The 20745-nt window shown below is 72.0% G+C and carries 21 protein-coding genes; 7 read left to right on the top strand and 14 right to left on the bottom strand.

Annotated features, from left to right (window positions below):
- Positions 1–82 precede the first annotated feature (82 nt).
- The 7 genes from AMK18_RS04565 to AMK18_RS04535 form a co-directional block, all read right to left on the bottom strand.
- Complete coding sequence (locus tag AMK18_RS04565) at positions 83–868, bottom strand: ABC transporter ATP-binding protein (RefSeq protein ID WP_018100148.1); 786 nt, start codon at positions 866–868, stop codon at positions 83–85.
- A complete protein-coding gene (locus tag AMK18_RS04560) occupies positions 861–1790 on the bottom strand; it encodes an ABC transporter permease (protein ID WP_026171138.1) in 930 nt (309 codons plus the stop codon). The genes AMK18_RS04565 and AMK18_RS04560 overlap by 8 nt, the downstream gene beginning before the upstream one ends.
- Positions 1791–1896: 106 nt before the next feature.
- A complete protein-coding gene (locus AMK18_RS04555) occupies positions 1897–2769 on the bottom strand; it encodes a glycosyltransferase family 2 protein (protein WP_073861723.1) in 873 nt (290 codons plus the stop codon).
- Between the two features lie 8 nt (positions 2770–2777).
- Positions 2778–3557 carry a CDP-alcohol phosphatidyltransferase family protein gene (locus tag AMK18_RS04550; RefSeq protein WP_026171139.1) on the bottom strand — a complete coding sequence of 260 codons (780 nt, stop codon included), beginning with the start codon at positions 3555–3557 and terminating at the stop codon, positions 2778–2780.
- Positions 3535–4596, bottom strand: a complete 1062-nt coding sequence (locus tag AMK18_RS04545; protein ID WP_018100152.1) for an iron-containing alcohol dehydrogenase family protein — start codon at positions 4594–4596, stop codon at positions 3535–3537. The genes AMK18_RS04550 and AMK18_RS04545 overlap by 23 nt, the downstream gene beginning before the upstream one ends.
- The gene (locus tag AMK18_RS04540; protein ID WP_018100153.1) at positions 4584–5321 is read right to left on the bottom strand and encodes a phosphocholine cytidylyltransferase family protein; all 738 of its coding nucleotides are present in this window, start codon (positions 5319–5321) and stop codon (positions 4584–4586) included. The genes AMK18_RS04545 and AMK18_RS04540 overlap by 13 nt, the downstream gene beginning before the upstream one ends.
- Positions 5318–6913: a DUF5941 domain-containing protein gene (locus tag AMK18_RS04535; protein WP_241836445.1), complete on the bottom strand. Its 1596-nt coding sequence runs from the start codon at positions 6911–6913 to the stop codon at positions 5318–5320. Before AMK18_RS04535 ends, AMK18_RS04540 begins: the two co-directional genes overlap by 4 nt.
- 51 nt (positions 6914–6964) lie before the next feature.
- Between AMK18_RS04535 and AMK18_RS35485 the strand changes: the two genes are divergently transcribed.
- The 4 genes from AMK18_RS35485 to idi all read left to right on the top strand — a co-directional run bounded on the left by AMK18_RS35485 (position 6965) and on the right by idi (position 9772).
- A complete protein-coding gene (locus AMK18_RS35485) occupies positions 6965–7099 on the top strand; it encodes a hypothetical protein (RefSeq protein WP_265539059.1) in 135 nt (44 codons plus the stop codon).
- Positions 7100–7505: 406 nt separating this feature from the next.
- On the top strand, positions 7506–8444 hold the full coding sequence (locus AMK18_RS04530; RefSeq protein ID WP_073861721.1) for a cation diffusion facilitator family transporter: 939 nt from the start codon (positions 7506–7508) through the stop codon (positions 8442–8444).
- A gap of 101 nt (positions 8445–8545) precedes the next feature.
- Positions 8546–9052, top strand: coding sequence for a GNAT family N-acetyltransferase (locus AMK18_RS04525; RefSeq protein ID WP_202532880.1), 507 nt, complete (start codon positions 8546–8548; stop codon positions 9050–9052).
- A 126-nt stretch (positions 9053–9178) separates the two neighbouring features.
- Positions 9179–9772 carry an isopentenyl-diphosphate Delta-isomerase gene (idi, locus tag AMK18_RS04520; protein WP_018100158.1) on the top strand — a complete coding sequence of 198 codons (594 nt, stop codon included), beginning with the start codon at positions 9179–9181 and terminating at the stop codon, positions 9770–9772.
- A gap of 22 nt (positions 9773–9794) precedes the next feature.
- Here idi and AMK18_RS04515 read toward each other — a convergent pair whose 3' ends face one another.
- Together AMK18_RS04515 and AMK18_RS04510 are read right to left on the bottom strand one after the other, a co-directional pair.
- Positions 9795–10250, bottom strand: a complete 456-nt coding sequence (locus AMK18_RS04515; protein WP_026171141.1) for an ATP-binding protein — start codon at positions 10248–10250, stop codon at positions 9795–9797.
- Positions 10251–10383: 133 nt separating this feature from the next.
- Positions 10384–11028, bottom strand: a complete 645-nt coding sequence (locus tag AMK18_RS04510) for an HdeD family acid-resistance protein (protein WP_073861720.1) — start codon at positions 11026–11028, stop codon at positions 10384–10386.
- A gap of 78 nt (positions 11029–11106) precedes the next feature.
- Here AMK18_RS04510 and AMK18_RS04505 point away from each other — a divergent pair, with 78 nt between their 5' ends.
- Entirely contained in the window at positions 11107–11868 is a 762-nt protein-coding gene (locus AMK18_RS04505) for an enoyl-CoA hydratase/isomerase family protein (protein WP_073861719.1), read from the top strand.
- Here the strand turns inward: AMK18_RS04505 and AMK18_RS04500 are convergent.
- Together AMK18_RS04500 and AMK18_RS04495 are read right to left on the bottom strand one after the other, a co-directional pair.
- Positions 11855–12490 carry a DJ-1/PfpI family protein gene (locus AMK18_RS04500; protein ID WP_073861718.1) on the bottom strand — a complete coding sequence of 212 codons (636 nt, stop codon included), beginning with the start codon at positions 12488–12490 and terminating at the stop codon, positions 11855–11857. The genes AMK18_RS04505 and AMK18_RS04500 overlap by 14 nt on opposite strands.
- Positions 12491–12513: 23 nt before the next feature.
- Positions 12514–13479, bottom strand: a complete 966-nt coding sequence (locus AMK18_RS04495; RefSeq protein WP_073861717.1) for a GlxA family transcriptional regulator — start codon at positions 13477–13479, stop codon at positions 12514–12516.
- A gap of 134 nt (positions 13480–13613) precedes the next feature.
- Between AMK18_RS04495 and AMK18_RS04490 the strand changes: the two genes are divergently transcribed.
- Together AMK18_RS04490 and AMK18_RS04485 are read left to right on the top strand one after the other, a co-directional pair.
- Positions 13614–14471 (top strand): SCO6745 family protein, encoded by an 858-nt coding sequence (locus tag AMK18_RS04490; RefSeq protein ID WP_018100164.1) that lies wholly within the window; start codon positions 13614–13616, stop codon positions 14469–14471.
- Positions 14472–14620: 149 nt separating this feature from the next.
- Positions 14621–16987: a Tex family protein gene (locus tag AMK18_RS04485; RefSeq protein ID WP_018100165.1), complete on the top strand. Its 2367-nt coding sequence runs from the start codon at positions 14621–14623 to the stop codon at positions 16985–16987.
- A 33-nt stretch (positions 16988–17020) separates the two neighbouring features.
- On the opposite strand, the gene AMK18_RS04480 is transcribed toward AMK18_RS04485, so the two are convergent.
- From AMK18_RS04480 to AMK18_RS04470, 3 genes are all read right to left on the bottom strand, one after another.
- Positions 17021–18235 (bottom strand): amidohydrolase, encoded by a 1215-nt coding sequence (locus AMK18_RS04480; protein ID WP_018100166.1) that lies wholly within the window; start codon positions 18233–18235, stop codon positions 17021–17023.
- A gap of 39 nt (positions 18236–18274) precedes the next feature.
- Positions 18275–18949 (bottom strand): GntR family transcriptional regulator, encoded by a 675-nt coding sequence (locus AMK18_RS04475; protein WP_443333216.1) that lies wholly within the window; start codon positions 18947–18949, stop codon positions 18275–18277.
- Between the two features lie 104 nt (positions 18950–19053).
- On the bottom strand, positions 19054–20691 hold the full coding sequence (locus AMK18_RS04470; RefSeq protein ID WP_073861715.1) for an ABC-F family ATP-binding cassette domain-containing protein: 1638 nt from the start codon (positions 20689–20691) through the stop codon (positions 19054–19056).
- Between the last annotated feature and the right edge of the window lie 54 nt (positions 20692–20745).

Genomic DNA, 20745 nt, shown 5'->3' with positions numbered 1-20745 from the left:
TCCGGTCCACACTCCGGACGCGGAACGGCCCCCGCCGGAAGGGTCTCCGGTGGGGGCCGAGTGCCGTGCGACGCGGGGCGTCCTACTTGCCGGTCTCCCGTTCGTAGGCCCGCAGGACCTCTTCGGTCGGGCCGTCCATCAGGAGCTCGCCCTTCTCCAGCCACAGGACCCGGTTGCAGGTGTCCCGGATCGACTTGTTGCTGTGGCTGACCAGGAAGACCGTGCCGGCCTCCTTGCGCAGCTCCCTGATCCGCGCCTCGGAGCGGATCTGGAACTTGCGGTCACCGGTCGCCAGCGCCTCGTCGATCATGAGGACGTCGTGGTTCTTGGCGGCCGCGATGGAGAAGCGGAGGCGGGCGGCCATGCCGGAGGAGTAGGTGCGCATCGGCAGGGTGATGAAGTCGCCCTTGTCGTTGATGCCGGAGAACTCCACGATGTCCTCGTAGCGCTCGCGGATCTCCTCGCGGCTCATGCCCATCGCGAGGCCGCCGAGCACCACGTTGCGCTCGCCGGTCAGATCGCTCATCAGCGCGGCGTTGACGCCGAGCAGCGAGGGCTGGCCGTCCGTGTAGACGCTGCCGCTCTCCGTCGGCAGCAGGCCCGCGATGGCGCGGAGCAGCGTCGACTTGCCGGAGCCGTTCGTCCCGATGAGCCCGATCGCCTCGCCCCGGTAGGCGGTGAAGGTGACCCCGCGCACGGCGTGCACCTTGCGCACCCCGCGCTCCTGGCCCTTCTCGCGGCGCATGATCCGGCTCAGTGCGGCGGTCGCGCTGCCCTTGCCACCGCCGCCGCCGTTGACCCGGTACACGATGTGCACGTCGTCGGCGATCACGGTGGGGACGCGCCCCGCGGTGTTGTCGTCAGCCACGGCCGTACCGTTCCTCTGCCTTCCAGAAGTACACGAAGCCCACGATGCCCACCACGATCGACCAGGCGAGGGCGACCACCCAGACGTGTTCCGGCAGGTTCTCGGAGCCGTATCCGTCGATCAGGGCGAACCTGACCAGGTCCATGTAGATGGCCGCCGGGTTGTACTGGAGCACGTCGGTGATCCAGGCCGGCTTGTCCGCGAGCATCACCGGGATGGAGAACATGACCCCGGAGGCGTACATCCAGGTCCGCATGACGAACGGCATCAGCTGTGCCAGGTCGGGGGTCTTGGCGCCCATCCTGGCCATGGCGAGCGCCAGTCCGGTGTTGAAGAAGAACTGCATCACCAGGGCGGGGATCACCAGCAGCCAGGAGAGCCTCGGGTAGCTGCCGAATCCGACCGTGACCGCGATCAGCACGATCATCGAGTACAGCAGCTGCTGGAGCTGCTGGAGCGAGAAGGAGATGGGCAGCGAGGCGCGCGGGAAGTGCAGGGCCCTGACCAGGCCGAGGTTCCCCGAGATCGCGCGTACACCCGCCATCACGGAGCTCTGCGTGAAGGTGAAGACGAACACCCCGGTCACCAGGAACGGGATGAAGACCTCCTGCGGGATCCCCTTCTTCGTGCCGAGGATCAGCCCGAAGATGAGGAAGTAGACCGCCGCGTTCAGGAGCGGGGTCGCCACCTGCCACAGCTGGCCCAGCTTCGCCTGGCTGTACTGGGCGGTCAGCTTGGCCCGGGAGAACGCCAGGATGAAATGGCGTCGCCCCTGGAGCTGGCGCACGTACTCGAGGAGTCCGGGCCGGGCACCGCTGACCGCAAGGCCGTACTTCGCGGCCAGCTCGGCCGCGCTCAGGCCGTCGTCGGCTGAGGGCGGGCTGCTCACCGCAACCGCGCCGCCATGGGTTGTGTCACTCACCAGAAGAAACTCTCGTATTCGAAATGCGCAGCCAGTCGCGGGCGCGGCTCAGGGCGGACAGGTCCCGACAAGAAAAATACGCCTCATGCTCCCAGAGGGGAGCCTCTCAGATGACCGGAGGGCGGCCCAGCCTGGTCAGTCGCCACACCGTACGCCACTTCATCGGGCGGCGCGGTCCGCAGGGCGTCCGCCAGCCTTCCCGGAATCCGCCGAACCACGCCTTCAGCGCCTCGCCGGACGGCCTGCGCAGCAGGGTCAGCAGCATCCACACCCCGAGGTACACCGGGACGAGGGGCGCGGGCAGGTTGCGCCGGGCCAGCCAGACCCGGTTGCGGGCCACCATGCGGTGGTAGACGGCATGGCGGGACGGGGCCGTGGTGGGGTGGTGCAGCACCATGTCCGCGCGGTAGTCGATCAGCCAGCCGGCGTCGAGCGCCCGCCAGGCGAGGTCCGTCTCCTCGTGCGCGTAGAAGAAGTCGCCCGGCAGCGGGCCGACCTCGGCCAGCACCCGGGTGCGCACCGCGTTGGCGCCGCCCAGGAACGTCGTCACGCGGGACGAGCGCAGCGGGTCGGCGGCGCGCAGCCGGGGCACGTGCCGGCGCTGGGTGACCCCGGTCTCGGGGTCCGCGATGCGGAAGCTGATGATGCCGAGCCGGGCGTCCTCGGCGAACGCCTTCCGGCACAGCTCCGCGGTGTCGGTGAGGGGCAGCAGCCCGTCGTCGTCCAGGAAGAGCAGGGCGTCCACATCGGCGCCGGAGGGCCCGAACGCCTCGATGCCGACGTTCCGGCCGCCGGGGATGCCGAGGTTCTCGGGCAGCTCGACGGTGCGGACGCCCGGGGGGACGTCGGGGACGGGCGAGCCGTTGCCGACGACGACCACCTCGATCCGGTCGCCCTCCTGGGCGGCGACCGAATCGAGCAGGGCGCGCAGCTCGGCCGGGCGGTTGCCCATGGTGATGATGACCGCGCCGAGTTTCATGGGTGTGCTCACTTCAGCCTGCTCGATGCCAGGACCGACACAAGGTGCAGCAGGGTCTGGAGCAGGGCGATGCCCGCCAGGACCGCGACCGCGAGGCGGCTGAAGAAGAAGTCGTCCCGCACCTCGTCGAGGATCGCCGCGACGAGGATGACCAGGGACGCCTCGACGCACAGGATGAGCCGGTGGAACTTCAGCGCACCGGCGGCCCGGCGGGCGAACGCCATGCCGGAGGAGCGCGGCTCGGAGGCGGACTCCTTGACCGGCGGCAGTCCGCCCTGGTGGCGGGCGACGCCGACCAGGTCCGTCTCGGCCTTGATCAGGATCGCGCCGAGCGCGGCGAGCGTGCCGAGGAAGGCCCACAGCCAGTCGATCCGGCCGGTGCCCCACAGGTCGGCGGCGCGCAGGCCGAAGCCGACGAGGACAGCCGCGTCGCAGAGGTAGGCGCCGACCCGGTCGAGGTAGACACCGCCGAGCGAGAACTGCTTCTTCCAGCGCGCGATCTCGCCGTCCACGCAGTCGAGCAGCAGGTACAGCTGGACCATGACGACGCCGAGCACCGCGCCCCAGATGCCCGGGACGAGCAGTGCGGGGGCGGCGAGCACTCCGGCCAGCGTCATCAGGTAGGTCAGCTGGTTGGGCGTGACCTTGGTGTTCACCAGGTACCGGTCGATGCGCAGGGAGACCTCGCGCATGTATATCCGGCCCGCCCAGTGCTCACCGCTGCGCCGGTCCTTGACGCCCGGCGGGTGAACGACCGGGCGGAGTTCAGCTACTGATGGTCTTGGCATAGTCGGCGTACGCGTCCCTGATCTGGTCGGTGGAGAGGCTGAGGTGTTCCAGGACCGTGAAGCGTCCCGGGCGGGTCTGGGGCGCGTACTCGACGGCCTGGACGAATTCGTCGGCGGTGAAGCCGATCTCCTCGGGCGTGACCGGCAGACCGTGCCTGCGCAGTACGTCGGCGAAGAGGCCGGACTCGTCCACGGCCCCGCGCAGGTGCATGGCGAAGGCGGCGCCGAGGCCGACCTGCTCGCCGTGGCTGGCGGCCCGCTTCGGGAAGAGCAGGTCGAACGCGTGGCTGATCTCGTGGCAGGCGCCGGACGAGGGCCGGGTGTCGCCGCTGATCGAGATGGCGATGCCGGAGAGCACCAGCGACTCGGCGAGGACGGTGAGGAACTCGTCGTCGGCGACGGTTCCGGGGTGGCGCAGGACGGCTTCGCCCGCGGTACGGGCCATGGCGGCGGCGAGTCCGTCGATCTGCTCGCCGTTGACCTGGTGCGAGAGCTCCCAGTCGGCGATGGCGGAGATGTTGGAGATCGCGTCGCCGATGCCGGACCGCACGAAGCGGTCGGGGGCGGCGCGGATCACCGACAGGTCGATCACCATGGCGATGGGCATGGGGACGCCGTAGGAGCCCCGGCCGTTGTCGTTGTCCAGGGTGGCGACGGGCGAGCAGAGGCCGTCGTGGGCGAGGTTCGTGGCGACCGAGACCAGCGGCAGGCCGACCCGGGCCGCGGCGTACTTCGCGACGTCGATGATCTTGCCGCCGCCGAGGCCGACCACGGCGTCGTAGCGCTTGCCCTTGATGTCGTCGGCCAGCTGCACCGCGGCGTCGATGTTGCCGCCGGCGACGCAGTACCAGTCGGCGCCCGGCAGAGCCGGGGCCAGCTTCTCGCGCAGGGCGAGGCCGGAGCCGCCGCTGATCGCGATGGCGAGCTTGCCGGAGGCGGAGATCCGCTGGTCGGCGAGGAGACCGGCCAGGTCGTGCATGGCACCCCGGCTGATGTCCACGAAGACCGGGGACGGGATGAGTCGGGTCAGTACCGGCACGCGATCTCCCGGCCCTTCGCGAGGTCGTCGTGGTTGTCGATCTCGACCCAGCTCACGTCACCGATGGGGGCGACGTCCACGGTGAAGCCGCGGTTGACGAGCTCCTGGTAGCCGTCCTCGTAGTAGAGGTCCGGGTCGCGCTCGAAGGTGGCCTTCAGCGCGTCGGCCAGCTCCTCGGCGGCCTCGGCCTCGATGAGGGTGAGGCCGATGTACTCGCCGGTCGCCTCGGCCGGGTCCATCAGCTTGGTGATGCGGCGGACGCCCTTGCCGTCCTCGACGACGACCTTCATCTCCTCGTCGGCGAGGTTCTTCACCGTGTCGAGGGCGAGGATGATCTTCTGGCCGTCGCCGCGGGCGGCCAGCAGGGTCTTCTCGACGGAGACCGGGTGCACGGTGTCGCCGTTGGCGAGGAGCACCCCGCGCTTCAGCTGCTCACGGGCGCACCACAGGGAGTAGGCGTTGTTCCACTCCTCGGCCTTGTCGTTGTCCACGAGGGTGAGCTTCAGGCCGTACGTGGCCTCCAGCTCCTCCTTGCGGGCGTAGACGGCCTCCTTGCGGTAGCCGACGACGATCGCGACCTCGGTGAGCCCGATCTCGGCGAAGTTGGCCAGCGTGAGGTCGAGGATCGTCTTGTCGCCGTCCACCGGCACGAGCGCCTTGGGCAGCGTGTCGGTGTAGGGGCGCAGGCGCCGTCCCGCGCCGGCTGCCAGTACGAGGCCGATCATGCGGTTTCTCCTTCGTCGTGAACGGCGGGCGCCCCGGAGGACACCCAGAAGCGGATGGACTCCACCAGCACGATCACTGCCACGGCCACGGCGAGCACGGTGAGCGCCGTGGTGAAACCGGAGGCTCCGGTGAGTGCGGCGGCGAGCACGGCCACGACCAGGGTCCGGCCCTCGTGTCCGCCGATCGTGCGCACCAGCCACTGGGGCGGGGCACCGGTGCCGCCTCGGATGCGGTACACCGTGTCGTAGTGATGGTAGGCGACGGCCGAGACCAGGCCGAAGGCCGCGGGGAGCGCCCCGTCGATGTCGCTGCGGGCGGCCAGGATCAGGACCGTGCAGTACTCGGCGGCCCGGAAGACCGGGGGCACGAGCCAGTCGAGTGCGCCCTTGAGGGGGCGGGCCACGGCTATGCCGGAGCAGACCTCGTAGAAGACGGCGGCGATGATCATCTGGCGGCTGCCGAAGGGCTGCTGGAGCGCGGCGGCGATCAGCGCGCCGGTGCCGACGAGGGCGACCGCGGGGGCGGTCCAGGCGCCGCCGATCTTCGGGCCCCGGGCGGCGATCAGCTGGGCGATGGGGCCGGAGTCCGCGAGGTCGGCGAGGGCCTGGGCGGCGCGGTCGGTGCGCCGGGCCTTGCGGGTCAGGGAGCGCAGGAGGCGGCCCGCGGTGGTGTAGCAGGCGGCGAAGGCGCAGCCGATGAGCAGGGCGTAGAAGACGATGCGCGGGGTGGTGACCGCGGTGAGGACGGCGATCATCGCCCAGCGCTCGCCGATCGGGAGCACGATCATGCGGCGCAGCCAGACCGTCCAGCCGACGCTGTCGAGCTTGTCGGAGAGCGCGGCCGTGGGGCTGCTGTTCGCCACCGCGTCGTGGTTGGCCTCGTTGAACGAGAAGTCGATGATGTGGCGGCAGGACTGGAGGACCATCGCGCCGAGCGCCAGTGCCCAGACGTCGTCGCCGTTGCGGGCGGCGCCGAGGGCGAGGCCCGCGTAGTAGGCGTACTCCTTGGCGCGGTCGAAGGTGGCGTCCAGCCAGGCGCCCATCGTGGAGTACTGCAGGGAGTAGCGGGCGAGCTGCCCGTCGGTGCAGTCCAGGACGAAGGAGAACAGGAGCAGGACGCCCGCCGCGACGTAGCCGCCCCGGGTGCCGGTGGCCGCGCAGCCGGCCGCTATCAGCGCGGTGAGCAGGGACGCGGTGGTGACCTGGTTCGGGGTGAACCCCCGGCGCGCGCACCAGCGGGCGATGTAGCGCGAGTACGGGCTGATGAAGTGGGTGGTGAAGAAGCCGTCGCGGGCCTTCACCGCGCTGCGCAGCCGGACCGCCTCGTCGTCCACGGCCTCGACGTCCGTACGGGCGGCGGCGCGGGCGGTCTCGTCGGCGGGCACGGTGGCGACGAGCGAGCCCAGCTCGGGGCGCTGCACCTCGGTGCCCCCGGCCTCCATGGCCGCGGCGAGCCTGCCGGGCACCGTGCGGTCGGTGACCGTGGCGGTGCCGCCCGCGGGCACTCCGGCGCCGACCGCGTCGGTGGTGGCGCGCAGGGCGCCGACCAGGGCGGGGCGCGCCTCGGCCTGTGCGGTGAGGGCGCCGGGCACGGCCGCCGCGGCGAAGCGGGGGTCGGTCAGGGCGAGCCGCAGGGCGTGGCGGTGGCCGACGAAGCGGGGGTCGACCAGGGCGACGCGGTGGGCCGCCGGGACGGCGGCCAGCAGGGTGGCCGCTTCGGTGACGTCGGCGGCTGCCCGGACGTCGAAGCCCAGCGACCGCAGATCGTCCTCCAGTGACGATCCGGGCAGCGGAGCACCTGTGAGAATGGCGGTCGACAGACGAACTCACTCCTTGGGTGCTGACACGGATCGGCACGCGACAGTGCGGCCAGAAGCGGCCGGCGGCATGTCGGCAGAGGCTATCGGATGAACGGAAGCGCGAGTTCACTGCCCGTTCGCGCCCCGTTCCCGGTGGGGCCGGACCACGCGCTCCGTTCGCGATCATCATTGTCGATGGCCGCACCGCCTGACAAAGCCGGGTGGCCCTCCGCCGTACAAGCGCTCTGACCTGCACACGTTTCCGCAGGTCAGGGACGTTGATAACGGTGTTCAGTGCCGTGTTGCCCGATACCCCCCACCCGTAGTTGACTGGCAGAGCCCGGGCCGGAAGCCCGGGTCCGCGAGACGACCGGGAGGCGTCCCCATGGGGGCAGGGCACGATCACGGACATGCGCACGGGCCGGCGCTCACCGGCACGGCGGCCGCCGCGCACAAGGGGCGGCTGCGCATCGCGCTCTGCATCACCCTGGCCGTCACGGTCGTGGAGGTCGTCGGCGGTGTGCTGTCCGGCTCCCTGGCGCTGATCGCGGACGCGGCCCATATGGCCACCGACTCCCTGGGGCTCGGGCTCGCCCTGCTGGCGATCCATTTCGCCAACCGGCCGGCCGGCCCGAACCGCACCTTCGGTTACGCCCGGGCGGAGATCCTGGCGGCCCTGGCCAACTGCTGCCTGCTGCTCGGGGTGGGCGGCTATCTGCTCTTCGAGGCCGTGCAGCGGTTCATCGATCCGGCGGAGACCCGGGGCGGGCTCACGATCGCCTTCGCCCTGGTGGGTCTCGTCGCGAACGCGGTGTCGCTGTCGCTGCTGATGCGCGGGCAGCAGGACAGCCTCAATGTGCGCGGCGCCTATCTGGAGGTGCTGGCGGACACGCTGGGCTCGGTGACCGTGCTGGTCTCGGCGGGCATCGTCATGGCGACCGGCTGGCAGGCGGCGGACCCGATCGCCTCGCTGATCATCGGGCTGATGATCGTCCCGCGTACGGTGCGACTGTTGCGCGAGACGCTGAACGTGCTCCTGGAGGCGGCGCCCCCCGGTGTCGACATGGCCGAGGTGCGCGACCACATCACGGCGCTGCCCGGGGTGCTGGACGTCCACGATCTGCACGCCTGGACGATCACCTCGGGGATGCCGGTGCTCTCCGCCCATGTGGTGGTGCAGCAGGATCTACTGGACTCGATCGGCCACGAGAAGCTGCTGCATGAGTTGCAGGGCTGCCTCGGCGACCACTTCGACGTGGAGCACTGCACCTTCCAGCTGGAGCCGAGCGGGCACGCGGAGCACGAGGCGAAGCTCTGCCACTGAGCCCCGGACGCGTACAGCCCGAGGTGTAGGGTTTCCCGGACGTGTACGAACCGGCCCGCCGGCCGGTGCCCGCCCACCCGAGGGTCCCCACGTTGACCGACATGACCTGGCCCGCCCGCCCCGAGATGCGGGACGACATCGCCGCCGTTCACGCCGTGAACGCCGCCGCGTTCCCGACGGAGGCGGAAGCCGCGCTCGTGGACACGCTGCGCAAGGATTCGCTGGCCTGGCTGCCCGGCCTCTCGTACGTCGCCGAGGCGCCCGACGGCTCGATCGCCGCGTACGCCCTGCTGAGCCGTTGCTGGGTCGACGGCGTGCCCGCCCTGGCCCTGGCTCCGGTCGCCACCGCGCCGGAGCACCAGCGCCGGGGCGCCGGCACGGCCGTGGTGCGAGCGGTGCTGGAGGCGGCGCGGTGGTACTCCGAGCGGCTGGTCCTGGTCCTCGGGCACCCGGAGTACTACCCGCGGTTCGGTTTCGTACCGGCCTCGCGGTACGGAATCCGGCCGTCCTTCGAGGTTCCGGACGAGGCCATGATGGCGCTGGTGCTCGATGATTCCGCGCCGGTCCCGAGGGGCACGATTGAGTATCCGCCCGCCTTCGGGGTCTGAGAAACCGGCCGGGGCGGGGCGGACATGCCAGGACCCTAAGTACGGACAAGCCGCTTTTGTACGGCAGACTTGAGCAGACTCGACGGGACCGGCTGCACGGGGCCGGGACCACAGCGAAGGATGGGTATGCCGACCACACCAGTCACCGCGGCGAACACCTCGTCGAACGGCACAGCGGAAGCGATCATGCTCGAACTGGTCGATGAGAGCGGCACCACCATCGGTACGGCGGAGAAGCTCGCCGCCCATCAGGCGCCCGGCCAGCTGCACCGCGCGTTCTCCGTGTTCCTCTTCGACGAGCAGGGCCGGCTGCTGCTCCAGCAGCGCGCCCTGGGCAAGTACCACTCCCCCGGTGTCTGGTCCAACACGTGCTGCGGCCACCCCTACCCGGGTGAGGCGCCCTTCGCCGCCGCCGCCCGGCGTACGTACGAGGAGCTGGGGATCTCGCCCTCGCTGCTGGCCGCGGCGGGCACCGTCCGCTACAACCACCCGGACCCGGCGTCGGGCCTGGTGGAGCAGGAGTTCAACCACCTCTTCGTGGGCCTCGCGCAGGAGCGGCTGCGGCCCGATCCGGAGGAGGTCGGCGGGACGGCCTTCGTGACGGCGGCGGAGCTGGCCGAGCGGCATGCCCGTGAGCCGTTCTCCGCGTGGTTCATGACCGTGCTGGACGCCGCCCGGCCGGCGATCCGCGAGCTGACCGGGGACGGCGCCGGCTGGTAGGTCCGGTGCGGCGGCGGAGGGGTCAGAGGGCGGTGCTCAGCGGCAGGGCCGCCCAGATGACCTTGCCGCCGCCCGCGGTGTGCTCGACGTCGCAGGTGCCGCCCGCTTCCCGGGTGATCTCGCGGACCAGCAGCAGGCCCCGGCCGCCGGTCTGCGCGTAGTCGGTCTCCAGGGCCGTCGGGCGGTACGGGTGGTTGTCCTCGACGGACACCCTGACCCAGTCCTCGCCCACGGCCACCTCCACGGCGAGCTCGGGCGAGAGCAGCGCGGCGTGCTTGACGGCGTTGGTGACCAGCTCGGAGACGATGAGCAGCAGGCCCTGGGCGATGTCGTCCTCGATCGGCACGTTCTGGCGCTTCAGCAGATCGCGTACGGCGTGCCGGGCCTGGGGTACGGAGACGTCCGAGGCCGGGGCGGTGAAGCGCCAGACCCCTTCGTACGGCACGGGCCGGGCGGGGGTACTCCCGCGGCTCTCCATAGTCCGGTACCCGCTCTCCACTCGTAGTGACTTCACGTCGAGTACAGGGTGGCGGGCGGGGTTGCTCCGGTCCGTACTATTGAACAGAAGTCGACTCCTATTGACCGGACTCGACTTCATTCGCGCGAGAGCGTCAGTTTTCGGACCGCTTCTGACTGTCCTGGGTGAGCGGGTCCGTTCCTTCTCCCTTGTCCCCCTTGTCTTCTCCCGACGCCATCTGCTCGGAGACCATCGAGACGATGCGCCGCCCGCCGATCCCGATGGCGATGAGCCCGAGCCCGTCGAAGAGCAGGGCCAGCGAGAAGAAGCAGCCGAGTACGTAGAGGCTGCTGTGCGGCCAGTCGAAGAGGACGAGCAGGCCGAGGAGCAGCCCGAAGGTGCCCTGGAGCAGCGTCCAGCCGAACTGCGGGCCGCGCACCACGACGCTGCCGACGAGCCGGAAGACCCCGCCGGTCAGGAAGAGCAGCGCGGCGAACATGGTCAGCGCCTCGGCGGTGCCGTGCGGGTGGCGGATGACGACGACTCCGGCGGCGATGTTCAGCGCGGCGACCACCACGCCCAGCCAGAAGTAGTTGGTGCCGCGCGACTGGACGGCGTGCACCAGGCCGACGAGGCCGCCGACGAGGAGCAGCCAGCCGAACAGGATCATCGAGGTGAGCGTCGCGACGCCGGTGTAGACGAGGCCGACCAGGCCGGCGATGACGAGCAGGATGCCGAGCAGGGCCAGACCGCCGAAGCTGCGGTGGAGCTTCCTGCCTTCGCGTTCGGGACCGTCCACGTGGGGCTCCTCGGGTGCGTGCCTGTTTCGCGACCCCTTCTTGATCGTAGGTTCGAACACCACGGATAGCATCCGGCCATGGACCGTACGGAACCCCGGCTGGAGCACACCGTCGCGGATGGCGTCGCCACCGTCGTCATCAGCAACCCCGCCAAGCGCAACGCGATGACGGCCGCCATGTGGGAGGCACTGCCGGTCCTGCTCGGGAAGCTGGCCGCCGATCCTTCCGTGGGCGCCCTGGTCCTGACCGGCGCGGGCGACACCTTCTGCGCGGGCGCCGACATCTCCTCGCTGCGGGATCCCGGGAGCGATCCGCAGAGCCTGGCCGTGGCGGCCGAGGAGGCGCTGGCCGCGTTCCCGCTGCCGACCCTCGCGGCGGTGCGCGGGTACTGCGTGGGCGGCGGGAGCCAGCTCGCCGCCGCCTGCGATCTGCGCTTCGCGGCCGAGGGCGCCCTCTTCGGGGTCACCCCGGCCAAGCTGGGCATCGTCTACCCCGCGTCGTCCACCCGCCGCCTCGTCGCCCTCACGGGTCCGGCGACGGCCAAGCACCTGCTGTTCTCCGGTGAGCTGATCGATACGGAGCGGGCGCTGCGGACGGGCCTGGTGGACGAGGTGCTGCCGGCCGACGGGCTGGACGAGCGGGTCGCCGCCTACGTGCGCACCCTGGTGTCCCGGTCCCGGCTGACCCAGGCCGCCGCCAAGGAGTTCGCGGCCGGGCGCGACGACCGGGACGCGCACTGGGCCGCGCAGGCGCGGGGCAGCGGCGACACCGCGGAGGGGGTCGCCGCCTTCCTGGAGCGCCGCGCGCCCCGCTTCACCTGGGCGCCTACTGAAGGATGAAGCGGCTGCGGCCCCGCCACTCCTCGACCAGGTCGGCCGGTGCCTTGTCCGGCGACCCGGCGTCGTAGGGCGGCCGGGGGTCGTACTCGGTGAGCAGCTGTACGGCCTGGGCAGTCCGGTCGCCGGCGATGCGGCCGAGCAGGGTGAGGCCCATGTCGATCCCGGCCGAGACACCGGCGGCGGTGACGTACTTGCCGTCGAGAACGACGCGCTCGCCGGTGGGCTCGGCGCCGTGGTCCTTCAGGGTGTCCAGGGCGAGCCAGTGCGAGGTGGCGCGGCGCCCCTTCAGGAGCCCGGCCGCCGCCAGCAGCAGCGATCCGGTGCAGACGGAGGTCGTCCAGGTGGTGGCCTCGTCCGCGCGGCGCAGCCACCCGAGCAGATTCTCGTTCTCCATCTGGTGGTGCTGTCCGGGGCCGCCGGGGACGATCACCAGGTCGGGTGCGGGGACCTCGTCGAAGGTGCGGTGGGCGACCAGGTCGAGGCTGCCGCTGTCGTTGCGTACCGAGCCCGCCCGTTCGGCGACGAAGACCGGCTCGGCGCCGGGGGCGCGGGACAGGATCTCGTACGGGCCGACGGCGTCCAGGGCGGTGAAGCGGTCGAAGAGGGCGATGGCGATCTGCATGGTTTTCCCGTCTGTCGAGTGGGTCAGGAGTGGTCGACGGTGTGGGGGCCGAAGCGGCGGCGGTATTCGGCCGGGCCCGCGCCGAGCGCCTTGACGAAGGCCCGGCGCATCGCCTCCGGGGTGCCGTAGCCGCAGTCTCGGGCGACCTGGGCGACCCCGTCGGTGGTGTCCTCCAGGAGCCGGCGGGCGTGTTCGAGGCGGACCTGGTCGACGTACCGGCCGGGTGTGGTGCCCGTCTCCGCCTGGAAGGCGCGGGCGAAGTGGCGGGGCGAGAGGCGGGCGCGGGCGGCCAGGGCCTCGACGGAGAGGTCGGCGCCCGGGTGCTCGGTGATCCAGTGCTGCACCTCGCGCAGCGGTTCACGGCGCGCCGTCTGGGCGCTGAGCTGTGCGCTGAACTGGGACTGGCTGCCCGGCCTGCGCAGGAAGACGACCAGGTGCCGGGCGACCGTGAGGGCGACGTCCCGTCCGTGGTCCTCCTCGACCAGGGCCAGCGCGAGGTCGATGCCGGCGGTGACCCCGGCGGAGGTGGCGATCCGGCCGTCGCGTACGAAGATCGGCTCGGGGTCGACCTCGACGGCGGGGTGTTCGCGGGCCAGCTTCTCGCACACGTTCCAGTGTGTCGTCGCCCGGTGGCCGTCCAGCTGTCCGGCCGCCGCGAGCAGCAGCGCCCCGCTGCACACCGCGACCAGCCGCTCCGGCAGCGGCCCGTGCGCGCGGAGCCAGTGGACGAGCGCGGGGTCGGGGTCGCGGGTGCCCCGGCCGCCGGGGACGAGGAGGGTGTGGGGCACCGGCGCGTCGGCGAGGCCGCCGTCGGGGACCAGGGTGAGGCCGCAGGAGGTGCGGACCGGGGCGCCGTCCAGCGAGGCGGTGCGCAGCTCGTACGAGACGTCGGGGAAGCGGGACGCCCCGGCGAAGACCTCCATGGGGCCGGTGACGTCGAGGCTCTGGATGCCGTCGAAGAGGACGACGAGCACGGATCGCTGCTTCATGTCCGCCATCCTGGGCGGCCGCCGGAATGGCCGCAATGACGGGTTCCCCACCTTTCCTGCCATCGCCCGTTGCGGCACAGCTCACGTGGGCCCGGGGGTTCCTCCCCGTACCGACCAGTCGGTAACGTGCGGGTATGAGTACTCTCCCGCCTCGTGCCGGCCGGCGCTGCCACAACGCCCTCAACCCGCTGCACTCCTCGCTCTACTTCTCCCCCGACCTCGGCAAGGAGCTCGGCGGGATCGGGATCGAGGATCCCTCCGCCGCCTACTTCGCCACCCGCGCCGCCGCCATGGGCGCGGTCGGGGCGGACACGGTGACCGCGACCTTCTACAACTTCAACCACGCGCTCGTGGCGCAGCACGTGCCCGCGATATGGGACATCGCCTCGCCCGCGAAGGTCCTGGACGCGCGGCTGCGCGCCGCCGACGCGACGCTGCGCCGGCTGCTCGGCGAGGAGATCATCGCCTCGCCGGAGATGGCCGAGGCGGCGCGGCTCGCCCTGCGCGCCACGGAGGGCTGCACCCGGCACGCCCGTCCGCTGTACGCCGCGCACGCCGGTCTGCCGGTGCCGGACGAACCGCACCTGGCGTACTGGCACGCGGCGACGCTGCTCCGCGAGCACCGGGGCGACGCCCACCTCGCCGCGCTCCTCACCGCGGAGCTCGACCCGCTCGAAGCGCTGGTCAGCCACACCGCGACGGGCAAGGGCATGGCGATCCGCTGGATCCTGGCCAGCCGGGGCTGGCGGCGCGCCGACTGGGAGGACGCGTCGGAGCGGCTGCGCGGGCGTGGGCTGCTCACGGCGGAGGGCGAGCTGACCGAGGAGGGCGCCGCGCTGCGTACGGAGGTGGAGGAGGCCACGGACCGGATGGACCTGGGCCCGTACGAGCACCTGGGCGGGCCGGGGGTGGCCCGGCTGACCGAGCTGGGGCGCGGCTTCCTCGCCACGGCCGCGGCGGCGGGCGCCTTCCCGGCGAGCGCCACGGGCTGAACGTAAACCACGGCCTCTCCCTGGGGTGGCCGGGCGACACGGCGCCCGGCCACCCGGCACAATGCAGGGCGTGTGGCTCCGGGACCGTCCCCGTGACGGTCCGGGGCCCGACCAGCACAGCCAGCAGGAGAAGGCGAGTCGGTAGAACCGTGACGACGTCCATCGAAGGCAGGATCGCCGAGGAGCTCGGCGTACGCGAGCGACAGGTGAAGGCGGCCGTCGAGCTGCTCGACGGCGGGTCCACCGTGCCGTTCATCGCGCGCTACCGCAAGGAAGCGACCGAGATGCTCGACGACGCGCAGCTGCGCACGCTCGAGGAACGGCTGCGGTATCTGCGGGAGCTGGAGGAGCGCCGGACGGCGGTCCTCGAATCCGTACGGGAGCAGGGCAAGCTGGACGAGGCGCTGGAGGCGCGCATCCGGGCCGCCGACACGAAGGCGCGACTGGAGGACATCTACCTCCCGTTCAAGCCGAAGCGGCGGACGAAGGCGCAGATCGCCCGGGAGGCCGGCCTCGAACCGCTCGCCTCCGGCCTGCTGGACGACCCCTCGGTCGAACCGCTCGCCGCCGCGGCGGCGTTCGTGGACGCGGACAAGGGCGTCGCGGACCCGGCGGCGGCTCTGGAGGGCGCCCGCGCCATCCTCACGGAGCGCTTCTCGGAGGACGCCGACCTCATCGGCGAGCTTCGCGAGCGCATGTGGACGCGCGGGCGGCTGGTGGCCCGGGTGCGGGACGGCAAGGAGGAGGCGGGCGCCAAGTTCGCGGACTACTTCGACTTCGCCGAGCCGTTCACCGCGCTGCCCTCACACCGGGTCCTCGCGATGCTCCGGGGCGAGAAGGAGGACGTGCTCGACCTGGTCCTGGAGCCGGAGGAGCCCTCGGAGGCGCCCGGCCCGTCCTCGTACGAGAACATGGTCGCCCGGCGCTTCGGCGTGGGCGACCGGGGGCGCCCCGGCGACAAGTGGCTGGCCGACACCGTGCGGTGGGCCTGGCGGACCCGGATCCTGGTGCACCTCGGCATCGACCTGCGGCTGCGGCTGCGTACGGCGGCCGAGGACGAGGCGGTGCGCGTCTTCGCGTCGAACCTGCGTGATCTGCTGCTCGCCGCGCCGGCCGGGACGCGGGCCACGCTGGGGCTCGACCCCGGTTTCCGTACCGGGGTGAAGGTCGCCGTCGTGGACGCGACCGGCAAGGTCGTCGCGACCGACGTCATCCACCCGCACGTCCCGGCCAACAAGTGGGACCAGTCGCTGGCGACCCTGGAGCGGCTGGCGCGCGAGCACCACGTCGACCTGATCGCCATCGGCAACGGCACGGCGTCGCGCGAGACGGACAAGCTCGCCGGTGAGCTGTGCGCGAAGCACCCGGAGCTGAAGCTGACCAAGGTGATGGTCTCGGAGGCGGGCGCCTCCGTGTACTCCGCCTCGGCGTTCGCCTCGCAGGAACTCCCCGACATGGACGTGTCGTTGCGCGGTGCCGTGTCGATCGCGCGCCGGCTCCAGGACCCGCTGGCCGAGCTGGTGAAGATCGACCCGAAGTCGATCGGCGTGGGGCAGTACCAGCACGACCTGTCCGAGGTGAAGCTCTCGCGGTCGCTGGACGCGGTCGTGGAGGACTGCGTGAACGGGGTCGGCGTCGACGTCAACACCGCGTCCGCGCCGCTGCTCTCCCGGGTCTCCGGCATCGGCACCGGGCTCGCCGAGAACATCGTGGCGCACCGCGACGCCAACGGGCCGTTCCGGTCCCGCCGGAGCCTCAAGGACGTGGCCCGGCTGGGTCCGAAGGCGTACGAGCAGTGCGCGGGCTTCCTCCGCATCCGCGGCGACGACCCGCTCGACGCGTCGAGCGTGCACCCGGAGGCGTACCCGGTGGTGCGCGCCATGGTGAAGAAGACCGGCGGGGACGTGGCCGCGCTGATCGGCAACACGGGTGTCCTGCGGTCGTTGCGGGCCGACGACTTCGTGTCCGAGAAGTTCGGGCTGCCGACCGTGAGCGACATCCTGAAGGAGCTGGAGAAGCCGGGGCGCGACCCGCGTCCCGCCTTCAAGACCGCCACCTTCAAGGAGGGCGTCGAGAAGATCGGCGACCTGGAGGCCGGGATGGTGCTGGAGGGCGTCGTGACGAACGTCGCCGCGTTCGGGGCGTTCGTGGACATCGGGGTGCACCAGGACGGGCTGGTGCACGTGTCGGCGATGTCGCGGACGTTCGTGAAGGATCCCCGGGATGTGGTGAAGCCGGGGGATGTGGTGCGCGTGAAGGTGATGGAGGTCGACATTCCGCGGAAGCGGATCTCCTTGACCTTGCGGTTGGACGACGAGCAGGCGGCCGGTGGCCGTGGGGCTTCGTCCGGGGGTGAGCGGGGCGGGCGGCCGCCGCGGCCCCGGCAGGGGGGCGGGGGTGGCGGCCGCCAGTCCCGTGGCGGTGGCGGTGGGGGGCGGTCCGCGCCTGCGGCGGCTCCGGCGAGTGGGGCGATGGCCGATGCGTTGCGGCGGGCGGGGTTGTTGAAGGGCGAGTAGGGGGGGGGGGGGGGGGGGGCGGCAGGGGCTGCGTCAGACAGCGGGGGTGATCGCCAGAGCGTCCGCGACCACGCGGCCCTCGTGGAGCACCGTGCGGTCCTCGCTGCGGTCCATGACCGCAGACGTCACCGTCTCCCCCTCCAGCAGGAGCAGGTCCGCCCTCGCCCCCACCGTGACGCCCGGGCGGTCCGTGGTCGACGTCAGGCGGGGCGGTCCTTCCCGGAGGATGGACGCGCCGCCCATCGTGGCCACGGCTACCGCGTGTTCGATCAGGTCGTCCGCGCGGTAGCCGTTCGTGAAGGCCAACTGCCAGGTGCGGTCCAGCATGTCGCCGTTGCCGTACGGGGACCAGAAGTCGCGCTGGCCGTCCTCGCCCAGGCCCACCCGGACGCCCGCGGCGGTCAGTTCGGCGAGGGGCAGGGAGTGGTGGCGGGCGGGGGCCACCGTCGCCATCGCGATGTCCAGTTCGGCGAACTCCTCGATCAGGCGGCGCGTCGTCGCCTCGTTGACCGAGCCCAGGTCGTAGGCGTGCGAGAGGGTCACCCGGCCGGCCATGTCCAGGGCGCGCACCCGCTCCAGGATCAGGTCGACGCTGAACACCCCGAGGGCGCCCGGCTCGTGGAGGTGAATGTCGACCGGGGCGTGGTGGCGCTCCGCGAGGCCGAAGACGATGTCCAGGTGGCGTACGGGGTCGCGGTCCAGGGTGCACGGGTCGATGCCGCCGACCACGGCGGCGCCGGAGGACAGGGCCCGGTCCATCAGTTCCGGCACGCCCTTCTCGCGGAGCAGGCCCGCCTGCGGGAACGCCATGATCTCGACCTCGCACCGCCCGGCGTGTGCCTCCTTCGCCGCGAGGACGCCCTCGAACCGCTCCAGGCCGCAGTCCGCGTCGATCTGCGCGTAACTCCGTACGCGGGTGGTGCCGCGCTCGATCATCCGGCCCAGCGTGTACGTGGCCCGGCGGGCGACGTCCCACTCGTCCTCGCGCCAGTGCTCGCGGTCGTTCAGCATCATGCCCCAGACGCCGGGGGCGCCCGTGTGCGGACGGAAGGGCAGGCCCATCCGCGTGGAGTCCAGGTGGCAGTGGACGTCCGAGAACGACGGCAGGGCGAGCCGTCCCCGGCCGGCCACCGTGTCCTCCGTGGCGGGGCGGGCCGGGTCGTGCGGGGTGATCGCGGTGATCACCCCGTCCTCGACGGTGAGGTCGCTGGGCTCTCCGCCCCACGGACGGACGTCGCTGATCAGCATGTGGCGCATCTCCTGTGTGGGTGTGTGGGTGCTACGGGGTCACTCGGCCGGAAGCGTCCCGGCCAGGGCGGTCAGGGACGGCTCCCTGCCCCGTTCGATGTGCGCGTACGCGAGTGCCGCGGCCAGGTCCGGCTTGCCCGCGTGGATCGCGGCGCAGATGTCCCGGTGCTCGGCGCACTGGACGCGCGGGTCGCGGCCCCCGGTGAGGCTGAACAGCCACTGCACCAGGCCGAGGGAGGGCTGCAGAGCGTCCCGGAGCAGGCGGTTGCCGGTCATCGCGACGATCTCCGCGTGCAGGGCGGTGTTGGCCGCCGGGATCTCCGCCGCGTCGCCCCGCGCGGTGGCGGCCTCCGCCACCTCCATCGCGGCCCGCAACGGCTCCCCGTCTCCCCCGGCCGCGCATGCCTCGGCGGCCCTGCGGGCGGCGAAGACCTCCAGGCTGAGGCGGAGGTCGAAGAGTTCGGCGACGTCCCGCAGCGAGAGGTCGCGCACGGAGGCGCCCCTGCGCGGGGACAGGACGACCAGGCCCTCGCCGGTCAGGCGGGTGAGCGCCTCGCGGACCGGGATGCGGGAGACGCCCAGGCTCTCGGAGAGCTCGCGTTCGCGCAGCCGTGAACCGGGTGGGTGCGCGCCGGACAGGATGCCGGCGCGGATCGCCCGCTCGGCGTGGTCGGCGTGTGAGGCGGCGGGGTCGCCCGCTTGAGTCGTCACCAGGCGACCGTAGCACTTGGTATGCCAAGTGCTACGGTCGCGGGGATGGATCAGTGGTTATTCAGGTTTCAGCGATCTGCGTGCGCCATTTGGTATGCCAGATGGGCTCAGGCCTCCGTCACGCGGCCCTCCGCCACCTCGATCCGGCGCGTCGTGCGGACCGCTTCCAGCATCCGGCGGTCGTGCGTGACCAGGAGCAGGGTGCCGGTGTACGAGTCGAGCGCGGACTCCAGCTGCTCGATCGCGGGCAGGTCCAGGTGGTTCGTGGGCTCGTCCAGTACCAGGAGGTTGACGCCCCGGCCCTGGAGCAGGGCGAGCGCCGCCCGGGTGCGCTCCCCCGGTGACAGGGTCGTCGCCGGGCGCATCACGTGGTCGGCGCGCAGTCCGAACTTGGCGAGCAGCGTGCGTACGTCGGCGGGCTCCGTCTCCGGGACCGCCGCGCAGAACGCCTCCAGGAGCGTCTCCGAGCCGTGGAAGAGCTTGCGCGCCTGGTCCACCTCGCCGACCACCACGCCGGAGCCCAGGTGCGCGTTCCCCGAGTCCAGCGGGAGGCGGCCGAGCAGCGCGGCCAGCAGGGTCGACTTGCCGGAGCCGTTGGCGCCCGTGATGGCGACCCGGTCCGCCCAGTCGATCTGGAGCGAGGCGGGGCCGAAGACGAAGTCGCCGCGTACGACGCGGGCCTCGCGGAGGGTGGCGACGACCGAGCCGGAGCGGGGCGCGGAGGCGATCTCCATGCGCAGCTCCCACTCCTTGCGCGGCTCCTCCACCACGTCGAGGCGTTCGATCATGCGCTGCGTCTGCCGGGCCTTCGCGGCCTGCTTCTCGCTGGACTCGCTGCGGAACTTGCGGCCGATCTTGTCGGAGTCGGTGGCCTTGCGGCGGGCGTTCTTCACGCCCTTGTCCATCCAGGAGCGCTGCATCAGGGCGCGGCTCTCCAGCGAGGAGCGCTTGTCGGCGTACTCCTCGAACTCCTCGCGGGCGTGCCGCCGGGCGCGCTCGCGCTCCTCCAGGTAGGCCGCGTAGCCACCGCCGTACAGGTTGATCTGCTGCTGGGCCAGGTCGAGTTCGAGGACCTTGGTGACCGTCCGCATCAGGAACTCGCGGTCGTGGCTGATGACGACGGTGCCGGAGCGGAGTCCGGAGACGTACTTCTCCAGGCGTTCCAGGCCGTCCAGGTCCAGGTCGTTGGTGGGCTCGTCCAGCAGGAAGACGTCGTAGCGCGACAGCAGGAGCGAGGCGAGTCCGGCGCGGGCCGCCTGGCCGCCGGAGAGCGCGGTCATCGGCAGGTCGAGGCCGACGGTGAGGCCGAGTTCGGCGGCGGTCTCCTCGGCGCGCTCGTCCAGGTCCGCGCCGCCGAGGGACAGCCAGCGCTCCAGGGACTCGGAGTACGCGTCGTCCGCGCCGGGGGCGCCCTCGACCAGGGCCTCCGTGGCGGCGTCCATGGTGGTCTGGGCCTCGGCGACGCCGGTCCGGCGGGCCAGGAACTCCCGTACGGTCTCGCCGGGGCGCCGCTCGGGCTCCTGGGGCAGATGGCCGACGGTGGCGGTGGGCGGGGAGAGCCGCAGCTCGCCCTCCTCCGGCCGGTCGAGGCCGGCGAGCAGCCGGAGCAGGGACGATTTTCCGGCGCCGTTGACTCCGACGAGACCGATCACGTCACCGGGGGCGACCACGAGGTCGAGCCCGGCGAACAGCGTGCGGTCGCCGTGTCCGGCGGCGAGATCCTTGGCGACGAGGGTGGCAGTCATCAGGGTGCAGATCCTAATGTGCCGGGGGCGGCCGGGCGGGCGCCCAGGTGTGCG

Source organism: Streptomyces sp. CB01249, from assembly GCF_001905735.1.
Classification (GTDB): Bacteria; Actinomycetota; Actinomycetes; order Streptomycetales; family Streptomycetaceae; genus Streptomyces.
Note: the sequence above shows the minus strand (reverse complement) of the source record. Positions and strands in the feature narration are given on the sequence as shown.